Below are 14,126 nucleotides of genomic sequence, written 5' to 3'. Positions count from 1 at the left end.
CCGGAACCAAGGCGCTATAATATAAAAGAAGCTGCAGGGTTCGTAAACTGGATGACTAGAGAACAGATGAAACAGTGGTTGCAACAGGGGATCATTCCGGGCGAGAAAATAAACGGGGTTTGGCATGTCAGCCCTGAAACTGTTCATCACCTCAGCAGTATCCTGACTCCGGAGATGGCTGCAGCACACCTTGGCATAAGCAGGGAACGCGTGTACAATCTCGTCGGAGCAGGCGTGCTTGTGCACCGAAGCCTGAACGGTGCCAGAGGCTCGCATGAATCGCTTTTCTTTGACAGGCAGGCGGTTGAAAATTTAAGGCAGCGAAGGCATGGCATCACAGTTGCGGAAGCCGCAAGGAGACTCGGCATAAAAGAACGGCAGGTCCGGCAGTTGATTCAAGACGGTGTCCTCTCCGGCCACAACACGGGAACCCCCGGCCAGGCATATGCCGTGGACGCTAAATCAATAATTGCGCTTGAAAGGAAAAAGCAGTTTACAAAGGAATTCCTAGAAGACCACATGACAATCTCAGAATTTGCAGAACAGATGGGGATAAGCCTTCAAGCCGCAAACAAATGGAGAAAAACCGGCCTGATTCCGTTCATCACGCTGGAAAAGGGGATGCTGTTCGACACCGAAATAAGGAGCCTTTATTTCATTCCAAAAGCCCTTTTCGAACAAAGAAAAGACGAATGGAGGAGGAGAATCAAAAACGCGAACATACGCCAAGCCACGGCCGGGCAGGAACAAGCCGCAAAAAGGCAAAAAACACTCCCGGACTATTTGACAGACTATGAAATAATGCTTCCAAGCGTCGAGCGCAGGATAAAAGCGGCAAAAGCGCGGCGGAGGGCGCTTCTTGTCAGGGGTGAACCGGAAGATTCTCCGGAAATCATGCAAATAATAACAGAAAATAATTACCTTGTCGAACGAAGGAGGGCCCTGTTGGATTTGATAAAAAAAATCCGGCGCAAGATAAGGCAGCAGAAGCCGGAACAACATTAAAGCCCAACTGATTCTTTTTTATTTCCTAACCAGCCGATTTTTGTTTAAGGTTTTTCAATGGAAACCAAAAAGGTTCTTGTCACGGGCGGCGCTGGCTTCATCGGCTCGCACATAGTCGACGCGCTTGTCGAAAAAGGGCATGATGTCAGAATTCTCGACAATCTCGACAGGCAGGTGCACCCGAATGGCGAAAAGCCGGCCTGGCTGAACCCGCAGGCGGAATTCCTGTTCGGCGACGTGACAAAAAAAGAGGACGTGCAAAAGGCATTGCAGGACGTGCAGGTCGTTTTCCACGAGGCCGCGGCAGTCGGCGTCGGGCAGAGCATGTACGAAATCAACTATTACGTCAGGACAAACAACCTCGGCACCTCAAACCTGCTGGAAGCGGTTGTGAACGGCCATTATCCAATCGAAAAAATGGTTGTAGCGGCAAGCATGAGCTCGTACGGCGAAGGCCTGTACAAGTGCGGGTTATGCGGAAAGCTTTTCGAGCCGACGCTGAGAAGCGAAAAGCAGATGGCGGAAGGCAGATGGGAGTTCAAGTGCAGTGCGTGCAACGGCAAGCTTATTGCGATGCCGACGCCGGAAACCAAAAGGCAGAACTGCGAAAGCGTTTACGCCCTCACCAAAAAGGACCAGGAGGAAATGCTCTTGATGGTCGGAAAGGCTTATGGCATTCCGGCTGTCGCGCTGCGCTATTTCAATGTTTTCGGGCCGCGCCAATCGTTAAGCAACCCTTACACCGGCGTGTGCGCGATTTTCATGTCACGCGTGAAAAACGGCAAGGCGCCGGTCATCTACGAGGACGGCCTGCAGACGCGCGATTTTGTAAGCGTGCACGACGTTGCAAAGGCGAACCTGCTTGCAATGGAATCCAGTGCAGCAAACTATGAAACCTTCAATGTCGGCGGCGGCAGCGCATTGAGCATAAGAAAAGTCGCTGAAACCATAATCTCGCTTTACGGCTCGGACCTGAAACCTGAAATAACGAAAAAATTCAGGAAAGGCGACATCCGCCACTGCTTTGCCGACATTTCAAAAATACGCTCAAAGCTGGGCTTCAGGCCGGGCGTTTCATTCGAGAAAGGCATGAAAGAAATCATTGAATGGAGCGCTTCGGTGCAGGCCGAAGACAGGTTCGACGAGGCGGCGGAAGAACTCAAACGCAAGGGCCTCGCCTGAATTATAACGCAGACGGGTACTGCGCGTAGCAAAGTACCCGTCGGCGAACCCGGCGGACGAAACCGCCGTTCGATTTTTGCACCAGGAAAACGCAGCTTTAAATCCTTTTGTTGCGTTTTTTATTTTTGGTTTTGGTGAGAATACTCTACATCACGTCCGTTCTCGGCCCGAAAGGCGGTTCCGAAATCTACTGCAGGGACATAATAAAAGAGCTTGTCGCCCGCGGGCACAATGCGTGCGTTGTCAGCACGATGAGGCACGACGTTGCGGGCGCGGAAATGCTTTATCTGCCGGTCTTCGGGCACCATGCGTTTTACAAGTTCGAAGCGCCATTGTTTGCCGGAAGGGTTTTGAAAAAAGCGGAAGAATTCAGGCCGGACATTGTCATGAGCCATTCGAATTCCATGATGGGGTGGCTCGGCCACAGAGTCAAGGAAAAGCTTGGCATTCCGCACGTCCTGCTAATTGAACTGATTAGCTCGCAGAACAAGACGCTTCACACCAAAACAATCCATGCCGCGGAAAAATTCCTTTTGCCAAAACTCAATTACGACAAGCTCATTGTATGGACGCAGAACATGAAGGAAAAATTCCTTTTGCCCTGGGGAATTCCGGAAAAGAAAATCATTGTGCAGGGCGCGGCGCTGAAGGCGGAAAACTACAATGTGAAAGGCAGGGGCAAATGGGTGCGCGACAGGTACGGAAAAAACCTCATCATCGTTTTCCGCACGCTCTGGGGTTCCAATGTCCTGGGCATCGAATTCATAGTGAAGGCAATGAGGGCTGTCGCGGAAAAGCATCCCGGCTGGAAGCTCGTCATTTTCGGCGACGGCAACGACAGGCACAGGCTTGTCGGACTGGTTGAAAGGCTCGGCCTGCAGAAAAGCGCCCTGTTCGGCGGGCACGTGGTGTCGGGAAAAGCGCTTGACGTTCTCGCAGCAACCGACATTTCCCCGCATTCCTTTGTCTACGAGTTTTCGACAAGCATTTCACTGCTTGAAAACATGGCCGCCGGCAATGCGTGCATTGCAACCGACGTCGGCAGCGTGCGCGAATTGGTCGGAAACACGGCATTGGCCGTGAAGGCTGAAGACGAAAAGGCGATTGCGGAGGCGATAAACCGGCTGATTGAAAACCCGGAGCTGCGCAGGGAACTCGGAAGGAAGGCGGGAAAAAGGTTTTTGAAAAAATATTCAATCGGCGCAACGGTCGACATGCTTGAAAAAACTTTTGCGGCTCTTGTGAAAGAATATTCTGTGAAGGCGAAAAAATGAGTTTGCATGAAAAAAATCTTCCGCGCGTTTCAGTCGTCATTGCGACGTACAACAACGCCAAGGTCCTGCGCAGGGTCTTGAAGGCGATGCTTTCGCTCGATTACAGTGCGCCTTACGAAATCATTGTCGTCAGCGACGGGAGCACTGACGGCACAAGGGAAATGATGGCGGAGGAATTCAGCCGGAACAAAAAAATTTCCTTTGTCAATTTCGAAAAAAACCAGGGCGTTTGCAAAGCGAGAAATGCGGGCATTGCAAAGGCTTCAGGGAAAATTGTCGTGAACATGGACCACGACTGCGTTCCGGACAGGGACTGGCTCGCCGAATTGGTGAAGCCGTTTGAAAACCGGAAAGTTGGAGTGGTTTCCGGTTATGGCGGGTTTGGCGGAACGAGCACTGCATTCAGGAAGGATTTGCTTGACAGGGTTGGCGGGTATGACGAGGACTATTTTTATTACCGCGAGGACACGGATTTGGCTTTCAAAACAATGGAACTTGGATACGAATTCGTTTCCGTCAAGGCGCGTTATTTCCACGACCACGTGGAAACCAAGCCGAAGGGATTCCTGAACCTTGTGCGGTATGTTCTGAAAAGGCTTGCCTACCACCAGAACGACGTTTTGCTTTACAAAAAGCATCTGAAGCTTGCGGGAAAGTTTTTGGACGTGAAATTCGGTTTCCTCGTGAATCCGGCGAAGGATTTCGGGATTGCGACCGGAGGCTGGCATCCGAAAGCGAATTTTTCATTGTCGAGCCCGCGCGGCATAACATTCATCCAGAACAGGTCGCCGTTGCATACCGCTTTAATTGTGTTTTTGGGAATAGGTTTTGTTATTGCATTGAAGCTTTCGCGCCTTATTGGCAGCGTCAGGCACGGAAAGCTATTGCTATAATGAAAAATGAAACGCGGTGTTATCGATGGCCGGAAATCTTTCTGGAAAAAAAATCCTTGTCACGGGCGGCACGGGCTTTCTGGGCGGGTGGCTGTGCAGGGCGCTGGTTGAAGAAAAGGCGAAAGTCGTTGTGCTGGCACGCGACGGGAAAAAAACCGGTTCGCTTGCATTGCACGGAATTGAAAAAAAAGTCAGGCTTGCTGAAGGCAGCATAACCGGCTTTGAAGGCATGCAAAAAATTTTCGGCGCGGAAAAGCCTGATTACTGCATTCACCTGGCTGCGCAGTCAAGCGTCGGAAAAGGCGAGAAGGCATTCCTTGAAACTTTCCGAGCCAACGTTCAGGGCACGTGGAATGTTTTGGAATCGGCAAGGCAAAGCAACGTGAAAGGCGTGGTTGTAGCCTCGAGCGGAAAGGTTTACGGCGAAAAAAGCGCTGGAACAGTTGATGAGGGCGCCCCGCTAAACGCTGCAACGGTTTACGGCGAAAGCAAGGCTTATGCCGACAGGCTCGCGCTCGCATTCGGAAAAAGCTCTGGTTTGGATGTCTGCGTGACGCGCGCCGGAAACATCTACGGGCCGAAAGACCCGAATGCAAACAGGCTTGTGCCGAACACAGTAATGCGCGTGCTCGGCGGAAAGCCGCCCGTCCTGCGCGGCCACGGAAAGGCGAAAAGGGATTTCGTTTTCGTGAAAGACACCGCCGGATTTTACATTCTGGCGTTGTCGGATTTTGGCGCAGTGAAAGGCAAAGCGTTCAATGTCGCGAGCGGCAGGCAGAAAACCATTCTTGAAGCTGTCGAGGCAATCCTGAAGGAAACCGGCTCCAAACTGAAGCCGGAATTCGTCGAGCCGGCATTCAGGGAAGAGGATGAAAGCGTTTTTTCGGTTGCGGCCGCGGAAAAAATCGGCTGGCGCGCCGAAACTGCATTCGGGGACGGCATAAGGCAGACCGTTGAATGGTATAAAAGCGTTTTCGCCGACAAAAATCATTGAAGTGAACAGAATGGAATTGAAAAAAATCCTTGTCACGGGCGGCTGCGGCTTCATCGGCGGCAATTTCTTGCATTTCGTCCTGGAAAAATACCCGGATTTGTCGGTCGTCAATCTTGACAAGCTGACATACTGCGGAAGGAAAGAAAGCCTTTCCGACGTGGAAAACAACGGGCGCTATTCTTTTGTGCACGGAGACATCGCAAACGAGAAAGACGTTGAAAAAGCGATGAACGGCTGCGATGGTGTCGTCAACTTTGCCGCGGAATCGCACGTCGACAACTCAATCAAAAATCCGGCAGTGTTCGCGGAAACGAACGTTAAGGGAACAATGGTTTTGCTGAACCAAGCGGGAAAGCAGGGCATTGAAAGGTTTGTGCAGATCGGCACTGACGAGGTTTACGGCAGCGTGGAAAAGGGCTCGTCAAGCGAAAGCGACGCGCTCAAGCCGAGAAACCCGTATTCTGCAACGAAAGCCGCATCGGATTTGCTGGCGCTATCGTATCACAACACTTTCGGCCTGAATGTTTCGGTTACGCGGAGCAGCAACAATTACGGCCCATACCAGTTTCCGGAAAAAGTCATACCGCTTTTCATAACAAACATTTTGCGCGGGAAAAAGGTTCCGTTGTACGGCCCCGGGAAGAATGTCAGGGACTGGCTTTTCGTGAAAGACAACTGCGAGGCAGTCGACCTGGTCCTTAGGAAAGGAAAAGCGGGTGAAATCTACAACATCGGTGCGGACAACAAGACCACAAACATCGAACTGACGCGCAAAATACTCTCTCTGCTGGGCAGGGGCGAGGAAATGATCGAACGCGTCCAGGACAGGCCCGGCCACGATTTGCGGTACAGCGTCGGATTCTCAAAAATCAAAAACGAGCTTGGATGGAAGCCGAAAAAGCCGTTCGAGGAAGGCCTCAAGGAAACAGTCGAATGGTACAAGGCAAACGAAAAATGGTGGAAGCCGCTGATCAAATGAAAATCTGAAACTCGCCAGTTTCACAAATGGCCCGCGACAAGCATTCTTCCCAACGGCGTCAGTTCGACCCTTGTTTTCCTGCCCTTCTCTTCTGTCAAAATAAGCCCCATCTGTTTCAGGCCCTCCGCTTTGGGGGTGCCGTTCAAATGGTATGAAAGCAATGGCAGGCTCAAGCCGATCTGCTTTGAAAGCTCTTCAATCGAGGAACAGCACTGCGGCATGCTGACAAGGAATTCCATTATTTTCAGTTTCTGCCCTGAAAGCAGCTTGTAATAGGAGAATTTCATTATCGGCAGCAAAACCACTTTTCCGTCCTGCACCCCGACCGCTTTGAGGCCGTTCACAAAGGCGGCGGAAACCATGAGGCAGGCGACAATCTTGTTGCCGGAGGCGACGCTGATTATCACTTCATTTCCCTTTTCGGAACCCACAACCCACTTGATTGCCCTGAAAACTTCCTCAATCGAGCAGTCCTTCAGCCCGTAAGTTTTGCCTGAGATGCCGAACTTGTCGAATTCCTTGAGAAACGCGTTCGCATTTTCAAGCGAATCCTTTGTCGCCAGGAGAATGATTTTTTCAAGCTGGAACGACTTTATTATCGGGAACACTGTTTCCATGTCCTCGCCGAAAGCCGTGACAAGAACCTGTGACATGACAAGAATTCTATTGCGCGCTTTTAAAAAAATCTACGTTCGCGGCTTTCCGGCGTTCAAGGCAAAGCCCCGGCACTTTCAATTTTTTTTTGAAGTGTTAAAGCCAACGAATTTAAACCGCCGCGCCGGAATTATTTTGGGGGGAGACAAAATGGTTGGCGACGGTTGCTGCTAAAACGCGCTTTCGAGCGCGTGTACCGAAACTAAGGCATTCTGCGTTTGCAGAATGCCGAGTAATCTTTTTTTCTCATAGGCTGCTTGATTCTGTTTTTGTACCAAATGCAAATCTCTTAAAATAGTTTTTGCCTGCAAACATCATTAAACGCGGTTTCGGCTGCGTGGAACGACGGCGGATATTGCTATTGCAATATTCCTCTGCACGACAAAAAAAGCATAAAATGGCAGGCGGTTTTGCACATGGCTTTGAAAGGCGTGATTCTGGCGGGAGGAACGGGCAGCAGGCTGCGGCCCCTGACGCTTGTAACCAACAAGCACTTGCTGCCAATTTACGACAAGCCCATGATTTATTATCCGATTGAAGCGCTGAAGAGCGCGGGCATAAAAGACATAATGGTCGTAACCGGGACGAACCACGCCGGCGACATTTTCGGTTTGCTTGGAAGCGGAAAGGATTTCGGCGTCAAGTTCACTTACAGGGTGCAGGATGAAGCGGGGGGCATTCCAAGCGCAATATCATTGGCGGAAGATTTCGTCGGAAAGGACAGGTTCATTTCCATCAACGGCGACAACATCATTTTCGAGCCGCTGAAGCAGTTTGCCGGGGAATTCGAGAAAGGCAGGGAAGAGGCGCGCATAATGCTGTTCGAGGGAACGGTTGAGGAAGCGCGCAAGTCCGGCGTCGCGGTTCTGGACGGTGACAAGGTTGTGAAGCTCGTGGAAAAGCCGAAAGAGCCGCCAAGCAGGCTCATATCAATCGGCATTTACATGTTCTCGCCCAGCGTGTTTGACGTGATAAGAAAACTCAGGCCCTCGGCGCGCGGCGAAACCGAAATAACCGAGGTAAACAACGAGTTCCTGAAAAAGGGAACCCTGAAGGCGAGCAGGCTTAAAGGCAAGTGGCTTGACGCCGGCGACTTCGAGGACTTATTGAACGCGAACCTTGAAACAAAAAGGCTTGCCGGAAAAGGCCAATAAGCCATGAGCCGCAGACGGAAGACAAAACCTTTTATATGAATTGTGCTTCATATTTTATTTGGGTTTTGCACCAGAAAACAGTTAAAAAGAAAGCATGATTATTTACCGTCAAGGCTGATGCGATGAAAACCAGAGTGCTTTTGCTGAACCCGCCGTTCTTTCCGAAATTTTCCAAGGACAGCCGCAGCCCCGCGGTCTCAAAGGGCGGCTGCGTCTATTATCCCATCTGGCTCGGTTACACTGCCTGCGTTCTGGAAAAAGCCGGCACAGACTATCTGCTGATTGACGCGCCCGCAAAGCCGACATCGCCGGAAGAGGTGCTCACGGCCGCAAAGGAATTCAGGCCGAACATGATTGTCATTGAAACGGTCACTGCCTCGTTCTTCAACGACGCGAAAGTGGCGGAAAAAATGCGCGAAGAATTCCCGGACTCGTTCATCCTCATGGTGGGAACGCACACTTCAGCCATGCCGAAAGAATCGCTGATGGCGTGCAAGGCAATCGACGCGGTTTCAACCAACGAATTCGACATCATCACGCGCGAAATCGCGGGGGCGCTTGAAAACGGCGGAAAGGAATCCGGGGAATGGAAAACAGTGAAGGGCATAGGATTCATGGAGAAAGGCGAATTCCGGCTCAACGCGCCGATGCCGGAAATGACGCCGGAAGAATTGGACGGACTGCCGTTCGTCAGCGAAATTTACAAACGCTTTTTGAAAATCGAGGATTATTTTTACCCTTCAGTGCTCTTCCCTGAAGTGACGATTGTCAGCGGCAGGGGCTGCAAGTACAGGTGCACTTTCTGCAAGTGGCCGCAAACACTCACAGGCCACAATTACAGGGCAAGGAGCCCGAAAAACTTTGTCGACGAGCTCGAATGGATAACAAAGAATCTGCCCCAGGTAAAGGACGTAATGATCGAGGACGACACCCTGACGCAGGACACGCAGAGGACAAAGGAAGTGTGCATGGAAATCGTAAACAGGGGCCTGAAAGTGACGTGGACCTGCAATTCGAGGGCGGATGTCGATTTCGAAACCCTTGACTGGATGAAGAAAGCCGGATGCAGGCTCATGTGCGTGGGCTTTGAAAGCGCGGAACAGCAGATACTCAACAACATCAAGAAGGGCACCGTCGTGCCGAAGATCAGGCAGTTCGTCAAGGACTCGAAAAAGGCTGGCATCCTGGTTCACGGCTGCTTCATGATGGGCAACCACGGCGAGACAAAGGAGACAATCAAAAAGACCGTGCAGTTCGCAAAAGAACTGGACCCCGATACTGCGCAGTTTTTCCCGCTCATGGTTTATCCCGGAACTGAAGCATACGAGTGGGCCAAGAACAACGGCTACCTGACCACGACAAACTGGAACGAATGGCTTTTGCCTGACGGCTCGCACAATACGATCGTTTCGACGCCCGCATTGAGCGCGAAAGAGCTTGTCAAGGCGTGCGACGAGGCGAGAAGGGAATTTTATTTGAGGCCAACTTACATTGCGCGAAAAATAATCCAGGGCATCACGCACCCGAAGGAATTCCCCAGGCTATTCAAGTCCGGGCAGACGTTCTTCAAGTATCTGTTGAACAGGGATACGACCCTGCCGGAAGGCATGTTCGAAAAGGCGCACAACATCTGACCTGATTTTTTGCCAGCAGTGCCCAAAAACACGTAAAAGCGGAAATTGTACCAACGCCGGGAACGGAAAACAAATACAATTTAAAACAAGCAAATGCCTAAATGTTTCCCATGGACGCAAGCGTCATAGTGCCGGCATGCAACGAGGAAAAAAGCATTGCGGAATGCCTTCAATCATTGCTTGGCCAGGAAACCGGCAAAAGCTTTGAAGTCATCCTCGCCGACGACGGGAGCACGGACAGGACAATCGAAATTGCCAAATCGTTGGGAAAAAATGTCCGCATCCTGGAGCAAAGGCACCGCGGCCCGGCTGCTGCCAGAAACATGGGCGCAAGGAACGCGAAAGGGGAAGTGCTGGTTTTTGTCGATGCTGACTGCGTTGCCGAAAAAAACTGGCTCGATGAAATGCTGAAGCCCTTTTCCAACCCGGGCGTGGCGGGAGTGCAGGGCAGGTACAGGACAAGGCAGAAAAGCCTGATGGCGAGGTTCACGCAACTTGAAATAGAGGACCGCTACGACCTCATGGCTAAAAAGGAAAGCATTGACTTCATTGGCAGCTATTCCGCGGCGTACAGGAAAAAAATCTTTTTGGAATTCGGCGGCTTCAACGAGGAGTTCAGGACATCCTCCGGCGAGGACACCGACCTTTCATACGGCCTCGCCTCTTTCGGCAAAAGGCTTGTGTTCGCGCCAAAGGCAGTTGTCTACCACAAACACCCGGAAACCCTGAAAGATTACCTGAAAACAAAGTTTTTCCGCGCCTACTGGCGGATATTGCTTTACAAGAAGCACAGGATCAAGATGGTGAAAGATTCCTACACGCGGCAGAGCCTGAAAGCGCAGATCATCATAGCATATGCGGCTTTTCCGGCGCTGGCATTGCTCTTTTTAGCGATGGCGTTCGGGTTTCGCGCGGAAGCAAAACTGTTGGTACAATTCTCGATTGTTCTTGCATTGGCGTTCCTGCTGGCGTGCGTCAAGCTCACGGGCAAAGTGATGGCGAAGGATCCAATGCTTGGCGTGCTCACGCCGTTCCTTCTCGCATTGCGCAGCATAGTCTTCTCGCTTGGACTGCTTTACGGATTTTACGGGCTGGTGCTAAAGCGCCCGACATGAGGCTGCCACATGAAAAAGCTCAAAATAATGCATTTGACGCACCATTTCTGGCCCTGCACGGGCGGCGTGGAAAAAGTTGTTCTGGACACATGTAATGCGCTCGCGGAAAACGGCATTGAATGCGTTGTGGCCTGCCTCAACAGGTGCCCGAAAGAAAAGAAAAAACTGAAAGCGGAGGAAACGCTTGGCAGGACAAAAATAATCAGGCTCGGGTTTGCGGACCTAAAATACTACAAGCCGGCTTTCGGCCTGCTCAAGGCAATCAAAAGGGAAAACCCGGATATTTTGCACGTGCACGGCCTCGGCTTCTTCTCGGATTTCGCATTGCTGTCAAAGCCGTTGCACAAAAAGCCGGTCGTTGTTTCAACGCACGGCGGCATATTCCACACCAAAAGCATGGGCATTGCAAAAAAGGTTTATTTCAACGCGTTCCAGAAAATCCTGCTGAAGCGCGCCGGCAGAATCATTGCGGTAAGCGAAAACGACGAAAGGCTTTTCTCAAAAATCGTGCCCGCAAAAAAAATCCGCCTGCTCGAAAACAGCGTGAGCCTTGAAAAGTTTTTCGCGCTCAGCGGCCGGAAAAGGAAAAACTCTTTCGTTTTCGTGGGCAGGCTCTCCAAAAACAAGCGCGTCGACAGGCTGCTTGAAGCGTTTGCCGAGGCAAAAAAAAGCCTTCCCGGCCTGAGCCTGCACGTGTGCGGCGGCGATTTCGATGACCTGCAGGAAAAGCTGGCCAGGCAGGCGGTTGAAGCCGGCCTTGAAAAAAACGTTTTCTTCGACGGAAGCCTCTCCGAAAAAGAGCTGCTGCAAAGGCTCGGCAAATCAGAATTCTTCGTTTCCGCCTCCGAATACGAGGGCTTCGGCATTTCCCTTGCCGAGGCGATGGCGGCAGGCTGCATTCCTATAGTCAACAGGATTCCGAGCTTTGAAAAAATCGTTGAAGACGGGAAAAGCGGTTTCATCGCGGATTTTTCGGACGCAAAAAAAACCGCGCGGAAAATCTCTGAAATTGCGCGCAAGCCCGCAATGGAAAAGCAAAAAATCGTGAAAAACGCGGAAAAAAAGGCGCAAGAATACTCAATAGAAAAAAACATCGGCAAACTTGTGAAACTTTATTCGGAAGTGGCGGAATGAGAATAGCCTATCTTGCGCTCTCGGAAAGTCTGGGCGGAAGAGACGCGGGCTTCACGCATTCCGCAAAAATGTGCGAGGCGCTCTCCACGGCAGGCAATGAAGTCGAGCTTTTCACGCAGGCCGGGAAAAAAACCGCGCTCAACAAAGTCAAAGTGCACGAATTGCGCCTGCACAAAAATCCCTTGAAAAGAATTGCGCAATTGCGGCAGCTCAAAAAATTTCTGCAGGGCTTCGATGTCATACACGAACGCTATTCTGTGAACCCGCAGACGCTTCTTCTTACAAAAGGCTCCGGAGCCGTGCACGTGCTAGAAGTCAACGATCCTGGCATTGAAACGTGGAATGGCGTGAAAAGGATCGTGTTCGCGCCGATGATTGCGGCAAAGCTGGATTCCGCCGACGCCATCATCACGCAGACCGGAACTCTGAAAAAAATCCTTCAAAAGCAGGCAAAAAAACAGGTTTTCGTGGTTTCAAACGGCGTCGAGCCGGAAGACTTCGCGGTTCCGAAAAGCAAGGCCGCAGGCGAGAGGAAAAAAATCGGCCGGCGCGCAAAAAACATTGTCGCATTCGCCGGCTCTTTCAGGGAATGGCACGGAGCAGGCATCGTGCCGGAAATAGCGGAAAAAGTCCTTGCTGAATGCCCCGGAACTGTTTTTGTGATGGCTGGCGACGGAAGGGAACGTGAAAAAACCCTCCAAGCGGTTGAAATGAAAGGCCTGCAAAAAAATTTTGTCTTCATGAAAGGCGTTGCGCATGAAAAAATTCCGCGTCTGCTTTCAGCGGCCGATGTCTGCATTGCGCCGTTTTCATTGAATAATTTCCCGCAGATGAAACAGCTGGGCTTCTGGTGGTGCCCGGTCAAGCTGTTCGAATACATGGCCGCCGGCAGGCCGACCGTGAGCTTTGACTTTGCGGAAGTGCGCAAAATTCTCGGAGATTCGGCGTTGCTTGCAAAGCCGGATGACATTGAAGGGTTCGCATCACTGGTCATCAAGGCCCTCAAAGACAAAAAGCTTGCGCAAAGGCTCGGCGCGGAAGGCAAAAGGCGCGCGAAAAAAAATTCGTGGAAAATCAAGGCAAAAGAAACAGTTGCCGTTTACGCCGCCATTGCAAAGAAAAAGCACCCGCAACGGCCTAATCGAATTTCTTGAGGCCCATTTCAAGCATTATCGGATAAGACAAAAGCAACGGCAGTGTTCCAATTGCACGCCATGCGATTGCTACAAAAAAGGACGCGTCGGATGGAATGCCGACAAAGCCGAACAGTATGACGAACGATGCCTCCCTTATGCCGAATCCGCCCGGAATGTTAGAAATGCCGCTGAAAAGCCGCGTTATCGCGAAAGCCGCCACAATATAACCGAAGGCGATGTTGTGGCCTATTGAAAGGAAAAGCAGCTTTATTGCGATGGCGTTCAGGGCAATGTAAGCCAGCACAATCGGAATCACAATAAACATGTGCCTGTGCAAAACCAGGTCAAGCCATGCGCGCCGCATTTCCCTGATGTAAACCAAAGCAATGTTGGCAAGGCCCAAAAACCTGCGCTTGCGCAGGAAATCCGTTTTGGCTGTCAAAAAATCATAAAACCCCGCAGGCAAAACAAAAAAGCCCATTGAAACAAAAACAAGTGCCGCCGTGGCAATGCCGATGTTGGCAGAGTAATGCGAGGAAATCGGCGCAAAAACAAAAAAACCGAAGACTCCCAGCGCCAGGAGGACAAACAGGTCCAAAAAATGCTCGAAAGCCGAAACCGACAGCGCGTCATTCCTCGGGATGCCGCATTTTTTGACAAGCATTATCGCCTTCGCGGGAATGTTCAGCTTTGCGGGCGCGGTCTGCAGCACAAGCTTGTTCACGAACTCTATTTTCACCAGGTCGGCAAACGAAAACGCCTTGTGGCCCAATGCAAGCAGCAGGAATTTCGTGCGCCACGCGTAAACAACGACAAGCAGCACAGAAATCAGTATCGGCAAAGCCAGCCATTCGGGCTTCACTGAGAAAAAAACCTTCAGGTCGACGTTGAAAACCGAAAAAACCGCGGCCAATGACAGCAGGCCGACAGCGTACAAAAAAATCGTCTTTTTGTCCATGCGCAAACCCCAAA

13 protein-coding genes are annotated in these 14,126 nt (G+C 51.1%); 11 read left to right on the top strand and 2 right to left on the bottom strand.

The features are described 5' to 3' along the window. Positions 1–174 precede the first annotated feature (174 nt). The 6 genes from HY394_01995 to rfbB all read left to right on the top strand — a co-directional run bounded on the left by HY394_01995 (position 175) and on the right by rfbB (position 6,327). The gene (locus tag HY394_01995; GenBank protein ID MBI4052788.1) at positions 175–1,005 is read left to right on the top strand and encodes a hypothetical protein; all 831 of its coding nucleotides are present in this window, start codon (positions 175–177) and stop codon (positions 1,003–1,005) included. A gap of 57 nt (positions 1,006–1,062) precedes the next feature. Then, positions 1,063–2,187 carry an SDR family NAD(P)-dependent oxidoreductase gene (locus tag HY394_01990; protein MBI4052787.1) on the top strand — a complete coding sequence of 375 codons (1,125 nt, stop codon included), beginning with the start codon at positions 1,063–1,065 and terminating at the stop codon, positions 2,185–2,187. 125 nt (positions 2,188–2,312) lie between these two features. Further along, entirely contained in the window at positions 2,313–3,461 is a 1,149-nt protein-coding gene (locus HY394_01985; GenBank protein MBI4052786.1) for a glycosyltransferase family 4 protein, read from the top strand. Continuing rightward, positions 3,458–4,354: a glycosyltransferase family 2 protein gene (locus tag HY394_01980; GenBank protein MBI4052785.1), complete on the top strand. Its 897-nt coding sequence runs from the start codon at positions 3,458–3,460 to the stop codon at positions 4,352–4,354. The genes HY394_01985 and HY394_01980 overlap by 4 nt, the downstream gene beginning before the upstream one ends. Positions 4,355–4,379: 25 nt before the next feature. After that, the gene (locus tag HY394_01975) at positions 4,380–5,348 is read left to right on the top strand and encodes an NAD-dependent epimerase/dehydratase family protein (protein ID MBI4052784.1); all 969 of its coding nucleotides are present in this window, start codon (positions 4,380–4,382) and stop codon (positions 5,346–5,348) included. A 10-nt stretch (positions 5,349–5,358) separates the two neighbouring features. Further along, positions 5,359–6,327 (top strand): dTDP-glucose 4,6-dehydratase, encoded by a 969-nt coding sequence (rfbB, locus tag HY394_01970; protein MBI4052783.1) that lies wholly within the window; start codon positions 5,359–5,361, stop codon positions 6,325–6,327. A gap of 20 nt (positions 6,328–6,347) precedes the next feature. Here rfbB and HY394_01965 read toward each other — a convergent pair whose 3' ends face one another. Next, positions 6,348–6,980, bottom strand: coding sequence for a winged helix-turn-helix transcriptional regulator (locus HY394_01965; GenBank protein ID MBI4052782.1), 633 nt, complete (start codon positions 6,978–6,980; stop codon positions 6,348–6,350). 423 nt (positions 6,981–7,403) lie between these two features. Between HY394_01965 and HY394_01960 the strand changes: the two genes are divergently transcribed. The 5 genes from HY394_01960 to HY394_01940 all read left to right on the top strand — a co-directional run bounded on the left by HY394_01960 (position 7,404) and on the right by HY394_01940 (position 13,172). Further along, entirely contained in the window at positions 7,404–8,135 is a 732-nt protein-coding gene (locus tag HY394_01960; GenBank protein ID MBI4052781.1) for a sugar nucleotidyltransferase, read from the top strand. Between the two features lie 122 nt (positions 8,136–8,257). Then, positions 8,258–9,769: a radical SAM protein gene (locus tag HY394_01955; protein MBI4052780.1), complete on the top strand. Its 1,512-nt coding sequence runs from the start codon at positions 8,258–8,260 to the stop codon at positions 9,767–9,769. Between the two features lie 110 nt (positions 9,770–9,879). Further along, entirely contained in the window at positions 9,880–10,884 is a 1,005-nt protein-coding gene (locus HY394_01950) for a glycosyltransferase (GenBank protein MBI4052779.1), read from the top strand. 9 nt (positions 10,885–10,893) lie between these two features. Then, positions 10,894–12,018, top strand: a complete 1,125-nt coding sequence (locus HY394_01945) for a glycosyltransferase family 4 protein (GenBank protein MBI4052778.1) — start codon at positions 10,894–10,896, stop codon at positions 12,016–12,018. Then, positions 12,015–13,172: a glycosyltransferase family 4 protein gene (locus tag HY394_01940; protein ID MBI4052777.1), complete on the top strand. Its 1,158-nt coding sequence runs from the start codon at positions 12,015–12,017 to the stop codon at positions 13,170–13,172. The genes HY394_01945 and HY394_01940 overlap by 4 nt, the downstream gene beginning before the upstream one ends. On the opposite strand, the gene HY394_01935 is transcribed toward HY394_01940, so the two are convergent. Further along, positions 13,156–14,112: a flippase-like domain-containing protein gene (locus HY394_01935; GenBank protein MBI4052776.1), complete on the bottom strand. Its 957-nt coding sequence runs from the start codon at positions 14,110–14,112 to the stop codon at positions 13,156–13,158. The two genes, HY394_01940 and HY394_01935, sit on opposite strands and share 17 nt — an antisense overlap. Positions 14,113–14,126 lie beyond the last annotated feature (14 nt).

The organism is Candidatus Diapherotrites archaeon, assembly GCA_016205145.1.
GTDB lineage: Archaea > Iainarchaeota > Iainarchaeia > Iainarchaeales > JACQJH01 > JACQJH01.
The sequence above is the reverse complement of the archived record's forward strand: the minus strand, read 5'-3'. Positions and strand labels throughout refer to the sequence as shown.

Bases quoted from the DNA above. Each gene is read 5' to 3' on its own strand.
- HY394_01995 (MBI4052788.1), top strand. From the start codon at position 175: ATGGCTGCAGCACACCTTGGCATAAGCAGGGAACGCGTGTACAATCTC.
- HY394_01990 (MBI4052787.1), top strand. From the start codon at position 1,063: ATGGAAACCAAAAAGGTTCTTGTCACGGGCGGCGCTGGCTTCATCGGC.
- HY394_01980 (MBI4052785.1), top strand. From the start codon at position 3,458: ATGAGTTTGCATGAAAAAAATCTTCCGCGCGTTTCAGTCGTCATTGCG.
- HY394_01975 (MBI4052784.1), top strand. From the start codon at position 4,380: ATGGCCGGAAATCTTTCTGGAAAAAAAATCCTTGTCACGGGCGGCACG.
- rfbB (MBI4052783.1), top strand. From the start codon at position 5,359: ATGGAATTGAAAAAAATCCTTGTCACGGGCGGCTGCGGCTTCATCGGC.
- HY394_01965 (MBI4052782.1), bottom strand. From the start codon at position 6,980: ATGTCACAGGTTCTTGTCACGGCTTTCGGCGAGGACATGGAAACAGTG.
- HY394_01955 (MBI4052780.1), top strand. From the start codon at position 8,258: ATGAAAACCAGAGTGCTTTTGCTGAACCCGCCGTTCTTTCCGAAATTT.
- HY394_01950 (MBI4052779.1), top strand. From the start codon at position 9,880: ATGGACGCAAGCGTCATAGTGCCGGCATGCAACGAGGAAAAAAGCATT.
- HY394_01945 (MBI4052778.1), top strand. From the start codon at position 10,894: ATGAAAAAGCTCAAAATAATGCATTTGACGCACCATTTCTGGCCCTGC.
- HY394_01940 (MBI4052777.1), top strand. From the start codon at position 12,015: ATGAGAATAGCCTATCTTGCGCTCTCGGAAAGTCTGGGCGGAAGAGAC.
- HY394_01935 (MBI4052776.1), bottom strand. From the start codon at position 14,112: ATGGACAAAAAGACGATTTTTTTGTACGCTGTCGGCCTGCTGTCATTG.